3 protein-coding genes are annotated in these 3155 nt (G+C 54.9%); 2 read left to right on the top strand and 1 reads right to left on the bottom strand.

Annotated features, from left to right (window positions below):
- Positions 1-114 precede the first annotated feature (114 nt).
- A complete protein-coding gene (locus ACOYNV_RS26915; RefSeq protein WP_422902893.1) occupies positions 115-2268 on the bottom strand; it encodes an AAA family ATPase in 2154 nt (717 codons plus the stop codon).
- Between the two features lie 355 nt (positions 2269-2623).
- On the opposite strand from ACOYNV_RS26915, the gene ACOYNV_RS26910 reads away from it, so the two are divergent.
- Together ACOYNV_RS26910 and ACOYNV_RS26905 are read left to right on the top strand one after the other, a co-directional pair.
- Complete coding sequence (locus tag ACOYNV_RS26910; protein ID WP_422902892.1) at positions 2624-2794, top strand: hypothetical protein; 171 nt, start codon at positions 2624-2626, stop codon at positions 2792-2794.
- Between the two features lie 27 nt (positions 2795-2821).
- The gene (locus tag ACOYNV_RS26905; protein WP_422902891.1) at positions 2822-3001 is read left to right on the top strand and encodes a hypothetical protein; all 180 of its coding nucleotides are present in this window, start codon (positions 2822-2824) and stop codon (positions 2999-3001) included.
- The last annotated feature ends 154 nt before the right edge of the window (positions 3002-3155 follow it).

Genomic DNA, 3155 nt, shown 5'->3' with positions numbered 1-3155 from the left:
CACTATAAACCCAGCAGTACCAGTGGGTTTGGCTTGTAGGGGTAAACAAAGCACGCCTAAAGACGCCGAATTCATACCTAAAATTCAGCCGGCGGCATTTCCTGCCGCAGCAGTTCAAGATATGAAGCCGATGCGCCGCTGTATCGTCTGTTTCGGCTCGTGGAAATCTTCGGGGGTTAGATTGCTGCGCCGCGCCAATCCCGCCCGACCGAAGCCCTTCTGCAACATGCGCTTTGCCTCACGGGGCGACCGACAGGCCAGGATGGAAAGCACATCTTCGGTGGGCTCAGGGTCGAACAGCGGGCCCCATGCAGCTTCCTTGAGGACTTCGTGAAAAACCGAAAGCATGGTTCCCCTCGCGTGTTCCGGAGAAGGTTCCGGCAGTGAAAAGAGCTCGAACCGGGACAGGATGGCGGTGTCGGCCCTGCTCTGGTCATTGGCGGACGCGAACCAGTTGATGTGGGAAGCATCAATCCTGAAATCGACGAACTCATCCCGGAAGTTGCTAGCCTGTTCTGGTTCAAGCAACTCATACAGCGGGCCGTCCGCCGGGTATTGCGAATTGCGGCGTACTTTATCGATTTCGTCCAGCAGCACGAAGGGGTTCAGGTGGGGGCCGTTTGCCAGAAGGTCGTAGATCTTGCCTGGGCGCGCCGAACTCCAGGATGCGTCGTTGCCACAAAGGATGAAGCCGGCTGACATGCTAGACATCTGAAAATGGCGAAAGGAGAGGCTGAGCGCGTCGGCGAGTTTGCAGATAAATCGTGTCTTTCCCCAGCCGGGGGCGCCGACGAGCAGGTAATTTGGCAGTTTGAGAGGTTGTGGCTTGCCCGTAATTTCCCAAGTTTGCCATTGCAGGTTCATGTTGGCTTCAATGTCGTCCAATACCGGCGTGAATATCGGGAACTGCGCACGCAAGGCCTCGAGCATCGTCGGCGCGGGGCAGGCCACCAACTCACGATCGTAACCGGAACTGAAATCCACATAACGGTTGATACGTTTGGCCACATCTGCATCCATTGCCTTGACGGAGTTCATATATTCACGGACATCGGATTCCCGGGCAAGAGGACGCAGGATGAGTGGTTGCGATGTGGGGGGGACATTCACGGCCTTGGAGAATTGGGCATCGCAATCCTCCTCATCCAGGAAGATGGAAACGTCACCCTGAACTGCGGTAGGACGGGCATTTTTTAAAGACTTGTTCCGGACTCGGCTTGGTCGCGAGTCCAGAGGACTTAAGGTCTTGCGCAAGGCATCCTTGCGGATGATGTTCGCGGCCTCATCGTGACCGCCAGCGTTTGCCAAATCGTAAGGCGTCTCCCCCCTCGAATTCATACGTTCTGGATCCATGCCAGCCCCGAGAAGCCACGTGCAGGCAGGCCCATTGCCGTGGCCAGCGGCAACGTGCAGCGCATTTTCTCTCTGGCTGAACAGGTAGTTCGACCAGTCCCAGTTGCGGCAGGCCGCAACCAGCGCACCAATCTGTCTCTGCTTGAGGGCAACGCCCAGCCATTCGGGGCGGGTGATGTCGGTGGTGGCGAACACAGCATCGACGTTTCCCGGGTCATCCGACTTCATGGCCATGGACATCAGAGCCAAGGAGGGCAGCCGGGATTGATATTGAAGATGAAAATAGGTGGTGCCGAGCTCTGTTAGGGTGGTTTTCAGGTCCACGGCTTTTTCGAGGGCGGCTTGGGACATGACCTTGAGCATCCTCTCCCCGAGTTGCTTTGCGGAAAATGCAGCAACAGGATTCGGGAATCGCAGGGATCCACTCTTCTTCTGGGATTTTTCGCACATCTTGCGCGCGTCAATGAACGACAGGGTTTTTCCATCAGGGTATTCCGGCCAAGCGCGGTCTTCCTGAAACATGGGGGCTAGATAGGACAGGAAATCTTCCCGAGAACGCTTCGCTGCAGCTTCAGCTAAATCCGGCAAGAATTTGCCAACACCCCGGCCGTAGAGTTGCAGCAGACGGGCGAGGATCGGCATGGGGGCATCGATGTCGATCGCGGTCATGAGTAGGCTTTGGGCGAACTTGCGGGTCAGTTTCGCGGTAGGCAGCCGGGCAATCACGGCATCCAGGGTGTCCGGTGAGCACTGTTTCATCGCGTCATTGAGTAGGAGGTCGAATCCGGAGCCATGGGCAACCTTCAGAAGGCGCTCGATAGTGTCTGCGTCCAGGTCGTTCCCGGCGAGTGAAACAAATGCTCTCGAATTGCCGATTACCAGGGCATTGTGCAACTTGTTGAATTTGTCGGACATAAAAGGTTCCTCGTTTCGATGGGTACACCACTGAGAACGAATAACTCACCGGTTTTTATAAATAAATCTTTTCGTGCTGGTGGGCGTGATCGCGAAGCCGTGAGCAGAGAAAAAAATTCCCTGCAACGATTGATCCTAAAAAAACGAGTTGCCCCTGTTCCAATCTGCCGAACTGGCGGCAGACTATGGGTTTGCAACGAATCTGAGGAGTCACCCGATGGGTGAGGCGAAATTGAAGCATATGAAGCGAAATGAAATGCTTTTGTCGTGCGCTGGTGTGCAGACGATGGCGGGTCGTGTACGAGACGGCAACGATGGACCGGCAACCGGGTAGCGATGCCCCCTGGTTGGTCCTATGGTGGTTGATAATTCCATCGGTAGTACGTGGGGAATTATCAACACGGTAACGGGGAAGACGAAGAAGATCGGCCTCGTTAAACACTGCGGAATCAACTACTTCGACCGTGCAAAGGCAGAAGCAGGTCAGCGTAATATGCTGCTGCTGATTAAGGCTTTGGCGACTTGAGAAAGTACAGGGAGACTGGCAACGGTCTTGTTAATCATCGCCTCGGTCGATGTTCTGATCCTAAAGAGGCGCGCAGATGTATTGTGTGCCACCGACGAAGGTGACGAAGGTGACACCTTCGGTGACGGCGCGTTTGCCGTGCGTCACCTCATGCTTCGGTTGATCGAAGCGCGTGCAGCGTTTTTGTTTCGAACAACGCTGCACTGAGAAACCTTGGCCGTGTCTTTGACACGACCAGGGTTTTTTCGTCTTTCTCCATGGAGCCTCTGGGGGAAACTTCATTTCTGCGATATTTTTGCAAGCTTATATTTATTATTTATCACAGTTTTCAGGCGCAGCAAGGCCTGGCGGCACGAATCAC

This window comes from Propionivibrio sp. (genome assembly GCF_049316945.1).
Taxonomy (GTDB): Bacteria; Pseudomonadota; Gammaproteobacteria; order Burkholderiales; family Rhodocyclaceae; genus Propionivibrio.
The sequence above is the reverse complement of the archived record's forward strand: the minus strand, read 5'-3'. Positions and strand labels throughout refer to the sequence as shown.